The 15,457-nt window shown below is 43.6% G+C and carries 22 protein-coding genes; 1 reads left to right on the top strand and 21 read right to left on the bottom strand.

The window, feature by feature from the left end; translation table 11 throughout:
* Positions 1-10 precede the first annotated feature (10 nt).
* The 5 genes from QL919_RS03060 to QL919_RS03040 all read right to left on the bottom strand — a co-directional run bounded on the left by QL919_RS03060 (position 11) and on the right by QL919_RS03040 (position 6,779).
* Complete coding sequence (locus QL919_RS03060) at positions 11-532, bottom strand: hypothetical protein (RefSeq protein ID WP_290188124.1); 522 nt, start codon at positions 530-532, stop codon at positions 11-13.
* Positions 533-1,393: a hypothetical protein gene (locus tag QL919_RS03055; RefSeq protein WP_290188123.1), complete on the bottom strand. Its 861-nt coding sequence runs from the start codon at positions 1,391-1,393 to the stop codon at positions 533-535.
* A gap of 1,331 nt (positions 1,394-2,724) precedes the next feature.
* Complete coding sequence (locus QL919_RS03050) at positions 2,725-3,207, bottom strand: hypothetical protein (RefSeq protein WP_290188122.1); 483 nt, start codon at positions 3,205-3,207, stop codon at positions 2,725-2,727.
* A 68-nt stretch (positions 3,208-3,275) separates the two neighbouring features.
* Entirely contained in the window at positions 3,276-3,569 is a 294-nt protein-coding gene (locus QL919_RS03045; protein WP_290188121.1) for a hypothetical protein, read from the bottom strand.
* A gap of 93 nt (positions 3,570-3,662) precedes the next feature.
* Positions 3,663-6,779, bottom strand: a complete 3,117-nt coding sequence (locus tag QL919_RS03040; protein WP_290188120.1) for a hypothetical protein — start codon at positions 6,777-6,779, stop codon at positions 3,663-3,665.
* 97 nt (positions 6,780-6,876) lie between these two features.
* Here QL919_RS03040 and QL919_RS03035 point away from each other — a divergent pair, with 97 nt between their 5' ends.
* Positions 6,877-7,098, top strand: a complete 222-nt coding sequence (locus QL919_RS03035) for a hypothetical protein (RefSeq protein WP_290188119.1) — start codon at positions 6,877-6,879, stop codon at positions 7,096-7,098.
* Here the strand turns inward: QL919_RS03035 and QL919_RS03030 are convergent.
* The 16 genes from QL919_RS03030 to QL919_RS02955 all read right to left on the bottom strand — a co-directional run bounded on the left by QL919_RS03030 (position 7,095) and on the right by QL919_RS02955 (position 15,457).
* Positions 7,095-7,298 (bottom strand): hypothetical protein, encoded by a 204-nt coding sequence (locus tag QL919_RS03030; RefSeq protein WP_290188118.1) that lies wholly within the window; start codon positions 7,296-7,298, stop codon positions 7,095-7,097. The genes QL919_RS03035 and QL919_RS03030 overlap by 4 nt on opposite strands.
* Positions 7,299-7,499: 201 nt before the next feature.
* Positions 7,500-8,006, bottom strand: a complete 507-nt coding sequence (locus QL919_RS03025) for an IS630 family transposase (RefSeq protein WP_290188117.1) — start codon at positions 8,004-8,006, stop codon at positions 7,500-7,502.
* Positions 8,007-8,050: 44 nt separating this feature from the next.
* Positions 8,051-8,536, bottom strand: coding sequence for a winged helix-turn-helix domain-containing protein (locus tag QL919_RS03020; protein ID WP_290188116.1), 486 nt, complete (start codon positions 8,534-8,536; stop codon positions 8,051-8,053).
* The gene (locus QL919_RS03015) at positions 8,536-8,823 is read right to left on the bottom strand and encodes a phage tail assembly chaperone family protein, TAC (RefSeq protein WP_290188115.1); all 288 of its coding nucleotides are present in this window, start codon (positions 8,821-8,823) and stop codon (positions 8,536-8,538) included. The genes QL919_RS03020 and QL919_RS03015 overlap by 1 nt, the downstream gene beginning before the upstream one ends.
* 78 nt (positions 8,824-8,901) lie before the next feature.
* Positions 8,902-9,387, bottom strand: a complete 486-nt coding sequence (locus QL919_RS03010; protein WP_290188114.1) for a phage tail tube protein — start codon at positions 9,385-9,387, stop codon at positions 8,902-8,904.
* Positions 9,388-9,423: 36 nt separating this feature from the next.
* On the bottom strand, positions 9,424-9,786 hold the full coding sequence (locus QL919_RS03005) for a DUF3168 domain-containing protein (RefSeq protein ID WP_290188113.1): 363 nt from the start codon (positions 9,784-9,786) through the stop codon (positions 9,424-9,426).
* Complete coding sequence (locus QL919_RS03000) at positions 9,783-10,286, bottom strand: HK97-gp10 family putative phage morphogenesis protein (RefSeq protein WP_290188112.1); 504 nt, start codon at positions 10,284-10,286, stop codon at positions 9,783-9,785. The genes QL919_RS03005 and QL919_RS03000 overlap by 4 nt, the downstream gene beginning before the upstream one ends.
* A 2-nt stretch (positions 10,287-10,288) precedes the next feature.
* A complete protein-coding gene (locus QL919_RS02995) occupies positions 10,289-10,639 on the bottom strand; it encodes a phage head closure protein (protein ID WP_290188111.1) in 351 nt (116 codons plus the stop codon).
* Positions 10,640-10,702: 63 nt separating this feature from the next.
* Positions 10,703-10,918: a hypothetical protein gene (locus QL919_RS02990; protein WP_290188110.1), complete on the bottom strand. Its 216-nt coding sequence runs from the start codon at positions 10,916-10,918 to the stop codon at positions 10,703-10,705.
* A 38-nt stretch (positions 10,919-10,956) separates the two neighbouring features.
* Entirely contained in the window at positions 10,957-11,247 is a 291-nt protein-coding gene (locus tag QL919_RS02985; RefSeq protein ID WP_290188173.1) for a head-tail connector protein, read from the bottom strand.
* Entirely contained in the window at positions 11,228-12,529 is a 1,302-nt protein-coding gene (locus tag QL919_RS02980) for a phage portal protein (RefSeq protein ID WP_290188109.1), read from the bottom strand. Before QL919_RS02980 ends, QL919_RS02985 begins: the two co-directional genes overlap by 20 nt.
* 5 nt (positions 12,530-12,534) lie before the next feature.
* Positions 12,535-12,705 (bottom strand): hypothetical protein, encoded by a 171-nt coding sequence (locus tag QL919_RS02975; protein ID WP_290188108.1) that lies wholly within the window; start codon positions 12,703-12,705, stop codon positions 12,535-12,537.
* Positions 12,706-12,836: 131 nt separating this feature from the next.
* Positions 12,837-14,186 (bottom strand): phage major capsid protein, encoded by a 1,350-nt coding sequence (locus tag QL919_RS02970; protein WP_290188107.1) that lies wholly within the window; start codon positions 14,184-14,186, stop codon positions 12,837-12,839.
* A 3-nt stretch (positions 14,187-14,189) separates the two neighbouring features.
* Positions 14,190-14,834 (bottom strand): HK97 family phage prohead protease, encoded by a 645-nt coding sequence (locus QL919_RS02965; RefSeq protein ID WP_290188106.1) that lies wholly within the window; start codon positions 14,832-14,834, stop codon positions 14,190-14,192.
* 69 nt (positions 14,835-14,903) lie between these two features.
* A complete protein-coding gene (locus QL919_RS02960) occupies positions 14,904-15,110 on the bottom strand; it encodes a hypothetical protein (RefSeq protein WP_290188105.1) in 207 nt (68 codons plus the stop codon).
* A gap of 137 nt (positions 15,111-15,247) precedes the next feature.
* Complete coding sequence (locus QL919_RS02955; RefSeq protein ID WP_290188104.1) at positions 15,248-15,457, bottom strand: hypothetical protein; 210 nt, start codon at positions 15,455-15,457, stop codon at positions 15,248-15,250.

Here is a 15,457-nt window from a genome sequence, read left to right as displayed (position 1 = left end):
AAGCTACTTATTATTTTAAAATCTTAAGACCTCTACGACTATTAAATTTAATACCATCACTAGTTTTTGTGACATCAATTACTTTCTTTGCCTTGGTGATGTGTTGATCTCCATGCTCAAGATAAAAATCAATATGCTCTTTGAAATTCTTGAAGTAAGCTTCGGCAGCGTTTGCATCATCTTCTGTAATATCAAGACCTATATGGTATTCTGCTTTTTTTCTGAGATCATGATAGTTTAATAAATCTATGCCTAGGTTAACCAAAATCTTAATTTTAGAACGTTGTAGACTCATAGCTATTTTTTGATGAGAGCCATAATTACGAGTTTTTGCAGTTGGATTAGGAGGGCAATCATATTTAATCAAAACATGTCCATTTAAATGGGCTGCATCAAATAAAGAACTAGCATACAAAAAAGTAGCATAGTAACCGCGAATAATCCTTAGGCGCTTATGAGCTTCTGCACACCCAAAACTCATATCATCAACTTCCGCTTTCTGCTTGTATAAGTCTTTAATTGTTACAGCCATTTAAGCCACCAATTCCTCACTCATGCCGAGATATAAAGAATCAGGCTTTTTGGTGCCGTCATAGCGACTCTTTTCTTGTTTGAAAAAAACTATAAACTTACCTAGCAGATCATGACGTTCGTTATCAAAAACATAATCTACAAAACAAGTAGTAAACTCTGAATTTAAATAGGAAGCTTCATCTGCATTAACGTCTAAAAATGCTTCAATTTTCAAATACCTATCTAAACCATTTTCAATACTTAATCTATATGTTGCCATTTGACGGGTTTTTAAAAATATAAAAGACTCTAATTCACCCAAGAACTCAGTATATTCAGCAGAAGAAATGTCAACTTCATTTATGTCTGCTTTTATTTTCTTAATAGAAGTCACAATCTCCCTCCAACCATCAATGCTATCGATCACTTTCGATGATTCACAGTAACTGGTGTCTAGAGTAACAAGTGAGCTATGCATTAGATTGGTATTCACTGCACTATCTCCCTTTGGAGAAACATTTTTTTCCTCAAATAGCTGTCTAACTATCTCTTGTACTTTCGTATAACGCTTTAAAAGGTAGAGAATCGTAGCATAATTTGCCATGATTGTAGGATGGCTAGGATCAAGTCTAAGTGCATTAACAAAATGCTTCTCTGTAGCTTTGATATTGCCTTTAGCCATCTCAGCTAACCCTTTAATAAGATAGTATATAGCTGGCGCACCTTGCATATTCTTTTCTGCTTTATCTAAATAAGCTTTTAAACTTGCATTAGTAGCAGGTAATACTATTCCTTTCTGATTAGAGAAATACTCACTTATGATATCGTCAAGAATATCCCTTAAAACATCTTGCTTAGATTTTTTTGGACGTAGTGTCATAATTCACCTTTACTATCTATGTTTCTCTGTTGATATTCGAGATACAAAAAAACGTCCCAAAGGACATATATATAGAAGCACATTGTAAGGGTGCATCACAAGCTATCACAAGCTATCACAAGCTATCACAAGCTATCACAAGCTATCACAAGCTATCACAAGCTATCACAAGCTATCACAAGCTATCACAAGCTATCACAAATAGATAATACCATTCTAGAATTACTTGTTCAATTCATAAAGCACTTATTTTTGTATGTGTCAACCCTGTATTTTTAAAGGGTTTCATATTATAGCGTTTTATTCCTATACTTTCACCCAACCCGCCATTGAGCGGGTTTTTTATTGGCCAATTAATATTTATAATCTTGAATAGGGCTCGACATCATGTCGAACCCTATTATCCAAAACTGGACAGTGCTGTCAACTTGCCACCACTGCTCAGTTTTGAGCAATGCATTCTTCCACCGCAGTAATTTCTGACTTCCTCAAATTGAGGAGGTTCATGTACCGCTCGTCATCATGACGAACCCCCTAGATTATTCATTCACCAGTGGTGACTGGATAATCTTGCCAGCAAAAACTCCCCTTATTTTTTAGGAGACCCTTGTCTATTAGCAAAATCCCCCAATGGGGGGGGGTGTGAAAAACACATGTATAGCGTATCGTTATAATTATAACACTCTTAGATTGTCCAACCTCAAGTTGAGGATAGATATTCATGCCCGCAAGGGTATGCTATTTTTTAGCACCCCCTTTAACTTCCGTCATTGGCGGAAGTCGAATAACCTACCCCTATTGGTTGAATATCTATATAAAGATACCCCCAAGTTTGGGGGGATTTAAATAGATGCATCCAAATTTGGATGTATCTCGTCAGCGCCTTTTGTACGTCCCCCAATAGGGGTTTTTAGTGCTATAGGTTTGGGTGTGCCAGCTGGTACGCCCTAGGGGTGTGCTATTTTTTAGCAGCCCCCCCTAAACGTCATCTTTATCACGATTTCAGTGATATAGGTATTAACATAGCTGTGTGGAGACTTCCTCCTCGCAGGCATCAAGCCTGTATTATGAGAAAGGGTGTGAGCTTATTGACGCCCTACTGCACTCAACAACGCTGACATCCCATCCTCAATTTGATGTTGGGATATCAGTCTTTCGTAAAAGCATAGTTTTAGATAATAACCTGCCTTCTTCGTCAAATCGTAGGCACAAAAAAACGCCCACCTGTTTAGGTGGGCTTGAAACAGAGTAGGTACTGGCAAAGGCGAACCCCGCTAGCCTATTAAGGGCTGTACTTCTTTGAAGACAACTATCGACAATACCTGTTATTTTTAGAGTTGTAGTGATCCTAATGCATCTGGTAAATCCTCATTGACCAACCTTGAAAGTAGGTCCAGCATTCTGCGTGGGTCGCCATCATTCCAAGCATCGATAATGGCTTGATCAAACTCTTTGCCAGTATTGTTTGGCTTAATACGGATGCCAAACGACACGCTATAGACTTTGCCGTCGCGCTCACTAACCTGTAGCGACCCGGCGATAAACTGACAGACACAAGTGGTAAGCTCAGTTTCATTAACAATCAAACGCCATAAAAAAAGACGTGGGTTATCTTGATGGCTGTTCCAAAATGCCCAAAAATACTGCTGCTTGCCAGCATCATCAAGCATGACTGATGCTGTAACAGTGTGCGTGTTATTGACAAACTGCACGCGCTGACGAGCAAAACCACCCATTAGTTGTTGCTCTAGTACGTTGTTTGCAACCTCGGGTGTGTAACCTCTTTGCAGTGGCCGTAGCGCAAAGTTATTCATGAGAAGTTAACGCCTCCGATTAAAGTTAAATGCGCGGGTTTAGGTTCGTTTGTCGTTTGGGCTTTTGATTAATAAAGTTTTGCAAGTTCGGTTCTGTGCAATTCAAACGTGGCTTCTATATGACCTGTATGGATTCTTGCCTCTGCCTCGTCACCATCAGATTTAATTTTCAAAGCTTCAGCCTTAAGGGAATCCTCTGTAGCCTTATGACTTTCCATATAGTCATCTAGGTCGATAACATCTTTTTCAATCAAGTGCTTGGCAAGCGCAAATGCTAAGTGGCAGCTAGCTATACTACGGCTGACTACATTGAAGCTTATTGGTTCTACTATGTTTTTCACAACTTCTTCGTTGGCGTTCATAAATACCTCTATTAGTATGGTCGGTCGCTACATTCGCGATTTTCGATGTGGTTTTCAGGTCTGTTTTATAATTATGCTTTCGGTTTAGTGATGTCATACCTGTCTTCGGCGGCCACCTCGTACGTTACGATTAACCATCTTAGAAGGATGGCTATTAGGATTGTTCAGCTCATCGAATCCGCGCTTAACTTCGTTGCGGACGTCTGTGATTGTTACAGTTCTTCCGTCGGCGCTAGACTGAACGCGCGCGCTTGAGTTGTTGATAATATTAACCTGTACATTGCTATTGTTATTACCACCACCGTTCATGAACTTGGTTAAGTCTGAGTTTTGATTGGGTGATAATACGCGCTCACCCTTATCGAGTAAGTACGTTGACTCTTTAGGCACATAATCAAGACCACCGTGGGCGATTCCCGATACTGATGGAGCTGACATACTGCTGATGCCGGCAGCTTGAGCTACCTGCATAGCGGATGCTGCAATCGCGGCTGGCACTGCTAGGTAAGGACCAACCACTGGGATAGCAGATATTGCATCAAAAGTATTTGAGTAAGTAGTCTTTACTGTCATTAGTGCTTTTTGCACAGCATAAGCTTTTTCTAATGCAAAGGCGGCGCGGTGCATCTTTGAGTTTTCACCAAAGAACATCGCTGCTGCAGTTGTCATACTACCAAATGCGGTCTCTTGCATTAGGATTCGCTTATCTTTCAACTGCTCATCAAGTGACTGTTGTTTGAGCGTATAGTCTTGTTCGAGCGCCCACATGCCGTCTAAATGCTCTTGGCGCGCTAACAATAGCAACTCGCTACGCTCAAGCTCTGGCAGTAAATAGTCTTCGTCTCTCTCATCTTTAGCGTTAATTTCGTCTTTACGATTAGAGTATTGATTGTTAACAGAGTCGAAATCTTCCACATAATCTTGCGATAACCGCCAGCTTGCGTATTGATCATCGTCCATTGTACGCTTCATGACGCTATCCAAGCCCGTACTATCCGACATTCTGCTATTTGCTCGGGCGCTGTCAGCGATTGACTGATACATCTTGTTCTGCTGGCGTAGCTTGGCCTCAGATGCAAACTTAAAGTTCGCCAAGTCCTCTTCGTAAGCGGCGTTTTGAAGGTCAACAAATAAGACTCTGTTCGGGTCACCCTCAACAAACTCTTTCTCAATGACCGCTATTGCTTTTTTATGGTCATCATGGATTTTCTGTTCTTCACTAAAATACTTTTCAGTGATAGATAGCAATGTGGCGTTCTTTTCTTTTGTGTAGCGTTCTTCTTCACGCGCAATGTACTTTACGTAGTCGGCTGAACCTTCCGCATGGGCACTCTTAATACTAAGAACTCTATCTTTATGATCAAGCTCAACCCTCTCCTTATTGGTCGCGTATTGGCTCACAATAGACATTCGCTTGCGCTGCAATTCCTGCTCAGCTCTTAGTGCATCGGTTGCGGCTTTCTGCGCCATAGCGTCAGCTTTTGCCAATGCTGTGTCCATAGACTTATTGCCCGAACTGGCACCCTTATCGATACCCATGACACCTGGCATCTGATGCAATAAATCAATAACAACACCATCTTCAAAAGTAATGGTCGATACATAACCACCGCCCTTTGCATCATGCCAAGTTTTCACGCCAGCGACCGGCACCGTAGTAGTGATTGCTGTATTTTTAGGTATGTCATAATCAGTACCGCGATGGTATTTTGACGCGCCTTTAATGCCAGTATTGCGCTTACCAAATCCCGATGTCATGGGGTAGTCGGCTATCTTTTTACCACCTGCTTGAAATCTACCCAAGTCGGCTGCGCTAACTGGTCGGCTCTTATCACGATACTGTACGTGCAAGTGAGCCTTGCCAATGCCAGTGTCACCACTAATACCGACAAGTCTTTCCTGAGCTTTGGCTGTTTTATCGAGCGCTTTGGCTCGCTTATCTTCCGCTTTGGCGTTTTCGTCTGCTTGCTGAGTGCTAACCTCTAAACCCTCATTGTAGCTTTGAAGAAAAGTATTTGAGTCATAATAAGTTTGACCTAAGTCACTCAATCTAAGTTTCTGACCGTCCATCAGTGTGTTGATCGTATTTACAGCTTCTCTATATTGATTGGTTACAGTCATGTAACCTGCTAAGCCTGCCGCCGCCTGTCTGGTTGCACCCGCTGCTAATGCCGCGCCTTTTGCCTTAAAGCCGTCAGCATTGTAAAAATCTTCTACAGTCTGACCCAAACTCCCTGCTTGGATGCTGAATTGCTGCAGAACCGAACTAAATATACCAACACCCGCCGCCAATCCAACAATCATTGCAGCAGTAACATTAACGGCTTTACCAATATCTGTGACTTCTTCTCTGAAATCAGAACCCTTATCCGTGCTGTGTGAAAAATGTGTCGCAAGCGTACCTAGGGCGGGAATCATGTCGGCCACTAACTGCGTCTTTAATCCCTCGAATTTAGTCTGAATAGCTTGTGTTTCAGCGGCTAATATCCTAGATTGGTCAATAGCAGCTTGTGATTTGATAACACCTGCATCTTCGAGCTGTGTACCGTATTCTTTGAGTATCAAACCGCCGTTAGCAAACAATGGCATCAAGTTGCCCAAATCACCGGCCAAGCTCTCCATGATAAAGCGTTGCTCTTGTGACGTAGCACCTAACGCATCCATTTCATCTTTTAGATACTGGATAGCGCCAACGCCGTCTTTACCTTGTAGCGTCTTGCCAAGATTTCGGATTTCCTCATCGGTCATCTTGGTGTTATTTTGTAGCGCTTCAAAAAAGTCAGCCGCACCGCCGCCGCCTGTCGCACTAAACTCGCCTAACTTCTCTTGCGTGTCAGCTAGGATTGCTGCTAATGCTTCCTGCTCAACGCCAAACCCTGCTGCTGCGTGCGTTAAGACTTGAAATGATTTTAAGCTACTGTTTGCCGTACCAGCCATAATCCCAAGCTGCACATCAGCTTTAGCGGTTTCAATCGCAAATGCCGCCATTGCAGCACCTGCCACCGCCACTGCGCCGATAGCCATACCTGCCATTGAGCCTGATATCTTACTCATATCATCTGCAATGCTATCCCGCATGCCGCGCACTGAATCGCTTATATTACTTGTGCTGTCTCTTGCTTCTCGTTCTGCGCGTGTGAGACCGTCGCTAAACTCGCTTAGCTTTATCGCTAAATCTAGTGTTAGTGTGCCAAGCGAGCTTGATGCCATGAGAGTTTTCCTTATTTTAGGCAAAAAATCCTGCTTTTTAGCAGGTATAAGTCATTTAATTGCTTATAATGGGTTATTAATAGAAAAGGATTGAGTTATGGCTACTGTAGTAGAGCAAAGACTGCTTCGCTGTTCAGAACAAGGCAAGAAAACCGTTCACCATCGTAATGCCGAACGGTTTAACTGGATATTGCATATCGTTTTGTCCATCATAACGTTTGGTCTGTGGTTGCTTGTGGTGATATTCTTGCTAGTCGCCAACCTATTCGTAAATCATGACGGTTGGGAATGCTCAGAGTGCGGCAAGGCATACCCTTAGTCATCAATTTGCGCTTCAAACCCAATTTCAACATCATCTTCGTGAGGCATTAACTCAAGCGGCTCGATGTGATTAGCAAATTCGCGATCCATATTGATATGTATAGCCATCATGTTGGCCACTGATTGCTCAACACGCCTTCCCACATTTAAACTACCACGTATATAGCGGTACTCTGCCCACTGCCTAACTTCAAGCATGGTTAAGTTGCTTTTGACCTGGTGTAAGGTGTTGCCGCCAATGCCGTTTAGTGCAAGCTCATAAAGAAGCTCGTTTTCACCTGCTATTAATCCGCTTTTTTCTTGGCTTTCGCCATCGGCTTTTTTGCATTATCAGCACTCCATACGACTTCGAACACTGCGCTTGCCAATGCCTGCACAAAGTTATACCAAACCCAACAATTAAAGTTGCGCCCAAGCACGAGCAGTTAACGACCGAATTCTTTGTGGCTGTTTAAGCAAATTATTCCAAGCCAAGCAAGCGGCATCGACAATAGCCTCATAACTGTCATAACAACGATTAGATAACTCATTTTGCTTAAGGTACTGCCATACTCTCTCAGAGGGATTCAGCTCAGGTGAATAAGGCGGTAGTTTAAGCATAGTGACATTACACTGATTCAAGCTTGGTTGATGCCATAATGCGCCATCCATCACCACCACCGCATGACGTCCTTTTGGTACGGCTTTACTAATCTCTTGCATATGCAATAACATGGTGTGTTTATTAACGAAAGGCAGTACTAAGCCGACAGCCTTCTTTGTCGCTGGACAAAAGGCACCAAACAGATAAGCGGAATGAAACTGTTGCTGCTTGATCAGTCGAGGTCGCCCACCGCGGTAATGCCAAACTCTGGTCAATGAGCCTTGTTGTCCTATTCGAGTTTCATCTTGAAACCAGATGTCCACTTGATCTAAGCTCACATCAGTAGGCAGTGACGCCTTAACCTGTGCTATAAAGTTTTTTTAAAAGCGTCTTGAGCTTGTATGTCGGCTTTTGGATGCTGACTACGAGCACTTATCCAACTCATATCAATACGCTTGAGTAGCTCGTAGATACCGTTAACGGTGTAGTGAGCGTTGTAGTGTTCTTTAGCCAATTGCTGAATGTCTTTGCCGGTTAGACGACCGCCAGCGCGCTTTTCTTGTTCAGAGACTATCATGGCTTTAAAAGCGGCTGTGTCTGCTTCTGCCAATTTGCTGTGACGACCTCGACGATGACGATCGTAGAGACTCTCAAGTCCTCGTTCATAATATCGCTTCAATGTCCGTCTGGCAGTTTCAGGATGTATGCACAGGTCTTTGGCAATATCGTTAGTGGCTTTGCCTATACTATATTGGTATAAGATGAGCAGGCGTAGTCGGGCTCTGGGATTGCGCTCAGTCTTTGAGTGTTTGCCAAAGTCATGGTCTTCTAGGTTATGTATTGGTATAGTCATCAGTAGATTATACTATATATTTTGGGTTTGGTATTATTTTCAACCTGTGCTTGCGTAAACATAGCCTTTCCCTTGTCATCGACTAGAGCTTTACTAATCCATTCAGATGCTACATTTTCTTTATTGCCCCACCGTAAGAATAACGACTCAGTTTCAACAAATGGTAATTGCTTGATACGAATATCAACGCTACATTCTTCGCCATTATGAAAAAAGGTAACGCTTTCTTCGCGCACTTGTGAGACAAGGCTGCCGCTCTTAATGTCTGCTAAACTTAACTTTGCCATTTCCAACCCTTAAAAATAATTAAACCCCAATTAAGGGGTTTAGTGTTTACTTGGTTTATCTCGCTTTATATTCTTAGTCTATGCCGAGGTTTTATACGCAGTGATTGCCTTCGACTGGCGCTTCATAGAGATAGTGTGCTGCACCAATGAATCAGGCTCAAACGTAGGCGAGCTGTCTTTTAGTAATGCAGTGAATGATGTCCAAGTGCGGTTTTCGCCTAGTGTTACAGCGTCAGTTACCAATGTCGGCTCAGTGGTACCATCTGACCAACCGACAAACACTTCCACGCCTGCATTATCAGCGGCAAGCTGTAGCAACACCAAATGACTAGCATTTTCAGGGTCTGTATTAATCGTGATAGAACCTTCACCTGGTTGATTAAGGCCATAAACAGATGTGGCACTGTCCGTCTCTTCCAAGCAAGTATCTGGGATGTCAGTTGGACTATCGTCACCAAGCTGAATGCCAGTAATACATACCATCTTGGTAAGCTCAGGCGTATCGCCATGCTTAATCCAAACTTGCGTACCTTGCGTCAATACGCCTTTTTTAACTTTAGCCATGATGCTAATCCTCTATGATCTTTGTTTTGGGGTTTCTTAACGCTCAGCAATCCAATTTGCATCGAAGCCGCGACCGTATAGCTTGGCTTTGTTATCACGCAGATTGATAGATGGGTTTAATACCCAAGAGTGTTTTTCAAGTGCCACTCGCACCGCATCGCGGACTTCATCCGCTTTTCGCGTACTGGCGTCATACACCATTAATTGATACTGCGTGTTGTCAAAGACAGCAGCTTCGTCTAAATGGTTAAGTGCTTGACCACTAATGGTCTGCCATACGATATATGGTGGTTTTGTGCCTTGAGGGGCAATATCTTCATAAACTTGTATTTCGACATCAATGAGCGTAGCAATGTTTGCATCTGCTTTTAGTGTGCGAAATATCGGTAAAACACTCATAACTTGGCAATCTCCTTATCTAGCTCTTCTGAGAACGATCGCTTGAACTCAGCCTCTACTGCATCTTTGTTATTACTTATGGCGGGACGTAAAAAAGGCGTTGCAGAATTTGCAGCGCTACCGAACTCTAAAAGACGCCAGTACCAAGTATCACCGCCAGGGTTCTTTTTATCACCTTGCGTCGCATAGGTTCGTCCAGCTCTATTAGCGCGCCTATTTACGCGTGTGGCTGCGTATTTTTTAGCACCACCTTTAACTCCCACCTTCATCATCACCTTGTCACTGCCTTTGGTCTTGCCAGCTTGGGTGACAATGTTTTTCCATATCCTTCTTGGGCTATCTTTATCGTCTAGCGCCTTAGCATTTTGTATGGCTGCTTTTTTAACGATATTCATAGCCTTGCGTGATGAACGGGTTGCGGCATTTTTAACCTTGCGCGGCTTGCCAAGCGCGCGCAGTTTTGCAATAACCTCATCAAGCCCTTCGATCTCATTTGTCACGGCTAACCCCTATGGTTTTCTATGCCAGAGCTAAGGTTGAACGTGGTATAAGTCATACCATCCTCGTTATCATCCAAGCCATCACTATCAATGGCATAAACTCGGCCTTTCCATATCACACGCATCGTAGTATCAATATCTGTGTTATATCGCACCATCATGCGTGCTGTAACCTCAGACTGTTCTGATTGCGCCCTCATTAGGTCCTTAGATGACAAAGGTGTGATCCTTGCCCACAACGTGGCAAACTCAATCCATTGCGATGGCAAACTATGACCATCTTCATCTCGCCCGCCCTTCACGTATTCCTCAATAGTGACACGGTGTCTTAGTTGCCCGGCTCGTACTGGCATGGTGATTGCTCGCTACAATTTAAGTATTAAAAAGCTCATCACAAGGCGAGCTGCGTTCTGGTTTTAACTATCTAGAAATGTTGAACCGGCTGGCTCGTCATAACCCTGCATCTGCTCGGATAACTCAGATAATGAGCCGTCTATTTGTTCGGCTAATTGCAAGATAATCTGCTCTTTGGTGGCTGACTGCTCGATTAAGACGTTATTTTGTTCAACTATCTTTGTCATCAGGAGTATTAAGTCTTTACAGCAACAGCCTTGCACGCCTTTTTGTGTCATCTTTTTACTTCCCTATTTATTCACAACCTTTCCACGACTCATATCGCTGTTGGTTTACGATACGGCCACAGCAAAGCCCGTACTGGCGGTGGCAAATAATTACCGTCACTAGGCATGTCTTTATCCATGTTGCGGTTATAGTCGTAATAACCGACTAGCAGCAGGGTTGCAACCTTAATATCAGGGGTTGTATCTGGCGTGACCTTATCTGTTATGTATCGATTGATAGCAGCCTCAGCAGCAGCAATGTAAGCTAATAGCATTGGGTCATTACTATCATCGTCATAACGAAGGTGATGCTTTGCGTCTTCAAGCGTTACCCAAACCATCATCTTCTCCTTGTTTTGGTTTTTCATTTGTTGGAGCAGGTGTTTTGGCAAACGGGTCATCGCCACTATCGCGCTTGGCGATAGCAGAAAGGCTAAAGTTCTGCTGCTGAATCATTGGACTTTCACCGCCTGATACCGCTGCGTAGCCAAGCTCAGCGCGCGCTTCATTGGGCGATAGTATGGCGGCACCAATACCTTCTTTAAGGAACGACATCTGACTGTTTGAATCCATACGCAGTAGGGCTTTTAAATCAAACTCAACTTCAACACCGCCTTCTAAGTCCAAGTGCTGATTAAGTAATGTCTCAATGGATTCTATGTAGTGCTGTAGGCAGTCGCTATAGTAGATGTCGTTATGGTCGCTGACTTTTCCACTGGGCAATGGTGCAAGCCCAACCTTGAAAGCGGGAACGCTAAACGCTGTACAGACGATTTCGCCTGACATCTTCAGCTGCTCAACCAATTGCGCGTCATTGGCGGCGACTGATATTGGCACGTAATTCATGCCATCACCCATTACCGCTGTGCCACCGTTACCTTTTCCTGAATAGTTTTTTTGCCAGTTTTCTTTTAACTCTTTGCTGGTCTGTTCAGTAATCGCCCCCGGCGCAACCAATATTCCAGATGGTCGTGAGGCGTTCGCAAAAAATGCTTGGGCATTGCGTTGAATGCTGATGCCTTGACTGGCAGACAACGCACAAGCAACGATAGGTGATAGACCAACCAACGGATGATAGAAGCAGTTAAAGCGGTCATGAATAATCTCAGACGCAGGGAATACAACATCCTCATCCAAATCAAACAAACGATCTTTGCGGACTTGATAAAACACATTGCCGTTTGGGTCGACTAATGGCTTGGTGCGTTCAGGATTAAGTATCTGTAACTTCCAAACTTCGCCATAGATGTTGCGGGCCTTCCACACATACGTGTTGCCTGATGTGGCTTTGCTAGTTGCCCACGCTTCGGCAAATTGTTGCCAGTTTTGAAAGTCGTTTGGCTTCGCGAGTAAAGGGTTGATGCAGCTGGTACAGACCTGACTGACGCCATCAACCTTTCTTTTAGTCTTGATTTTGAGTTTACCAATGTCACGAGTAATCAATGACACACAAGCAAACACAGCATGATGGCGCATCTGGTCGTTCTTGCTGACTTCAATCTCTTCGTTGCGTTGCCATGCGCCGGTGAACGGATCATGTATGGTATGCCAAGTATCGCCGCCATTAACTGGTTGGGCGGTGCTTGCAGATTTTTTGCCGGTAATCCAGTCAAACATGCCCATAATAATTACTCGTCTTTGGTGTTGGTTTTATTTTTTTGCTTTGAACTAGTTTTATTTTTATCTGGTACCGGCTCAGCCAAGCCTGTTAATACCAAAATATTGCCATGGAAGTCGCTGACATCATCGGTCATGCCAGCAGGACCATTAGGCGCGTCTTTGATGTATTTTATTTTCATAGTCATCTCGTTGATTACGTTATTTTTTATGGATAGATACTGATACAACGGAATTACCAATACCTACTCATAAAAAACCCCAACACATGGTCAGGGTTTAATCGATATCAAATTAGATAGTGCGTTTGTGCTTAAGGGATTGCTGCGTAGTCGATATAAGCCGCGGCTGTGGTGCGGCGTTTCGCCCAAGTGATATGACGCTCGGCTCGGATAGCAGTCATATTTTGCTGCCATAAATTAACCAAGGTGGTCGCGCCCATATCAATGGTAGCCTGATCACTGAATGCGACTTCAACTTCACCTTCATCAGCCAAGAAAAGCTCTGACGGTTTCACCAAGGCAATGACTGAGCCTGCATTTTCAGATTCAATGACTGGAATACCATCTAAGCTTTTTGCGCCGGGACCATTGGCCATATCAGGATAAAAGCGATTACCCAAAGCATCACGTAAGCGACCTATTGCGCTAGCGCGGGTTGCACTCATTACATAATGAGCACCGGTTAAAGATAGATTTTTGGAGATAAAGCTATCAGATAGCGCTGCAAGGTCGGCATCGTATTCTGCAGAGGTGACACCAGTAGCAACAATCTTGGTCGCGCCATTCAACACGCCAGCAGGACGCACGGCTGTTTGAGCGGCATCATCCATAAACGTTGTATCAATAAGTGTTGCAGAAGCTTCAACCAAGTCATCAAGTAGCATCTGATCAGTACTAGGTGATGATAGTTTAAGCAAGTCATCAGTACGTACAACAATACCAGCTAATTTATGATGCTTAATCTCAACGGTGTTAAACGTTGGATTGGTTGCAGGCTTAGTGGCACCTTCGCCAACCCACGCCGCGATAGCTCCAGTCGCCATACCTGGAATAGTCGCGTTAAATGGTGCAGCACGCATAAATTCAGCAAGCTTATCAACGATGGTTTCAGCACGTAACAACTCAACGAATTCATTGGCCAATTGGTTTTCAACGACCAATGGATTTGAGTTACTGGTGTCGAGCACTACTGCTTTTTCAAGCGCCTGAATAACACGGCGATCCATACCTTGCGACTTGGCAATATCAAGAGGAGTGATATAGTTGCCTTTCTTTTGCTGCAGTACAGCAAGGGCCTTCGCTTTTGCAAGCTGAGCAAAACCAATACCTTTTTTGGCGTTGTTAGGCTTAACGCTCAAACGATTGGCAGCTTTTGCTGCTGGGTCTGCTTCGCCTTCTGCGCTTGCGGCAGCTTCGTCTTCGTTTTCACCAGCAACTGGCGTTGCGTCAGCGAGTGCGTTTTTCGCATCATCAATAAAACCCTCAACTCGTTCCAAATTGGTGTTCAGGCGCTCGATTTCTGCCTCCAACACAGCGATTTCATCTTCTTCGCCGTCGTCAGCGGTACGGCCATCGTCAGCGGCTTTTTTCATGATGCCTTCGACTTTGCCTTTCTTAGACTTGATGGTCGCAAGGAGTTGCGCGCGTTGTTTTTCCCACATAGGTCATTCTCCAGATAGTAAATGTATGCTGCCCTGACTAGGGTCAACTAAGGTGATATTTCGGGGTGGATTTGGAACACTGGTGCTTCTTGGTGCTTTTGTTTGCAGCTCAGTTGCCAATGGCTTAGCCTTCGCTGTTGAAGGTGGGGCTGTATGATTTTGAGCATCCGAAAATGCTTGTTTAATTTTCTTAACACTGGTAATTACTGCGTCTGGGTTAGCAGGAACGGTCACAGCTGACAGCTCGTACCATTCCCACTCTTGAATATGCATACCCCAACTATCCTCTAGGTAGCTATATTCAAGCGGTCGAAAACCAATGGATAAACATTTAACCAATCCGGACTTAATGGACTGCCATGCTTCGTCAGTGCGGCTCTTAAGAGTGCCTTCTTCTAGGATTTTGACAATAGTAGCGGTAATCTCAATGCCTTCTTCGGTGACTGTCGCATCAGTAACTTCACCAATAGGCTGATTGCAGTTGTGCTGCCAAAGCAAGGGGATGGGTAAAGCAAATTTAGCGCCGACCATATCTAAAATGTCATTATCACGGTCCTGCTTTGGCGTCGATGCGATGCCGGTAATAGTGCGCGTCTCTTCGTCTTCGGTTATCGCCTTAACCTTTAGTACGCTATAAGCTTTTGTCATAAGGTTTCTCGTTATAAAAATTTGGGCAAAATAAAAGCCACTCATTAAAGCGGCTTATCATCTTTCTTTTTATGTCGTTTTACGCTTTAACTGCCGAACGCAAACCCGACCACCTGTATATTGCCAATCAAAATCATAGGAATCGCTTTTTGCTGTTAGTGCGACACATAGCGCATTTGCTTGTATTTTCGGAATATCCAAAGCAACCACAAATTCACCAATCTCAAAAATATCAGTGCGGCATTTGTCGTTGTCAAAATCTATATCACTACTCATATCATCACCCATTAAAAAGCAGCCCTAATTGGCGGCTATGGTTTATCTTTTTTGCGCTTGGTATAAGCGACCAGTGCAATATCAATTACTATCAAAACGGCTCTAAGCAAACGTGATTTTTTGGTCATGGTATCTGCTCACAGATTTGGACTATGTAGCGGTTGTGGTGGTGCCTTATTTGATTCTGGCAACGGCTGATAACCCATGCCGTGTGTACCGTCATAATAATCAATAGGTTTGGTAGTTTTTCTAGGTGCTGTAATGATTCGATGAACAATCGCACCTAAAAATAAACCTGTGATAAAAATAAGCACAAAGATAGCGTTGTCACTTAGATAGATGCACAT

The sequence above is a fragment of the Psychrobacter sp. APC 3426 genome, assembly GCF_030408035.1.
Taxonomy (GTDB): domain Bacteria; phylum Pseudomonadota; class Gammaproteobacteria; order Pseudomonadales; family Moraxellaceae; genus Psychrobacter.
Note: the sequence above shows the minus strand (reverse complement) of the source record. Positions and strands in the feature narration are given on the sequence as shown.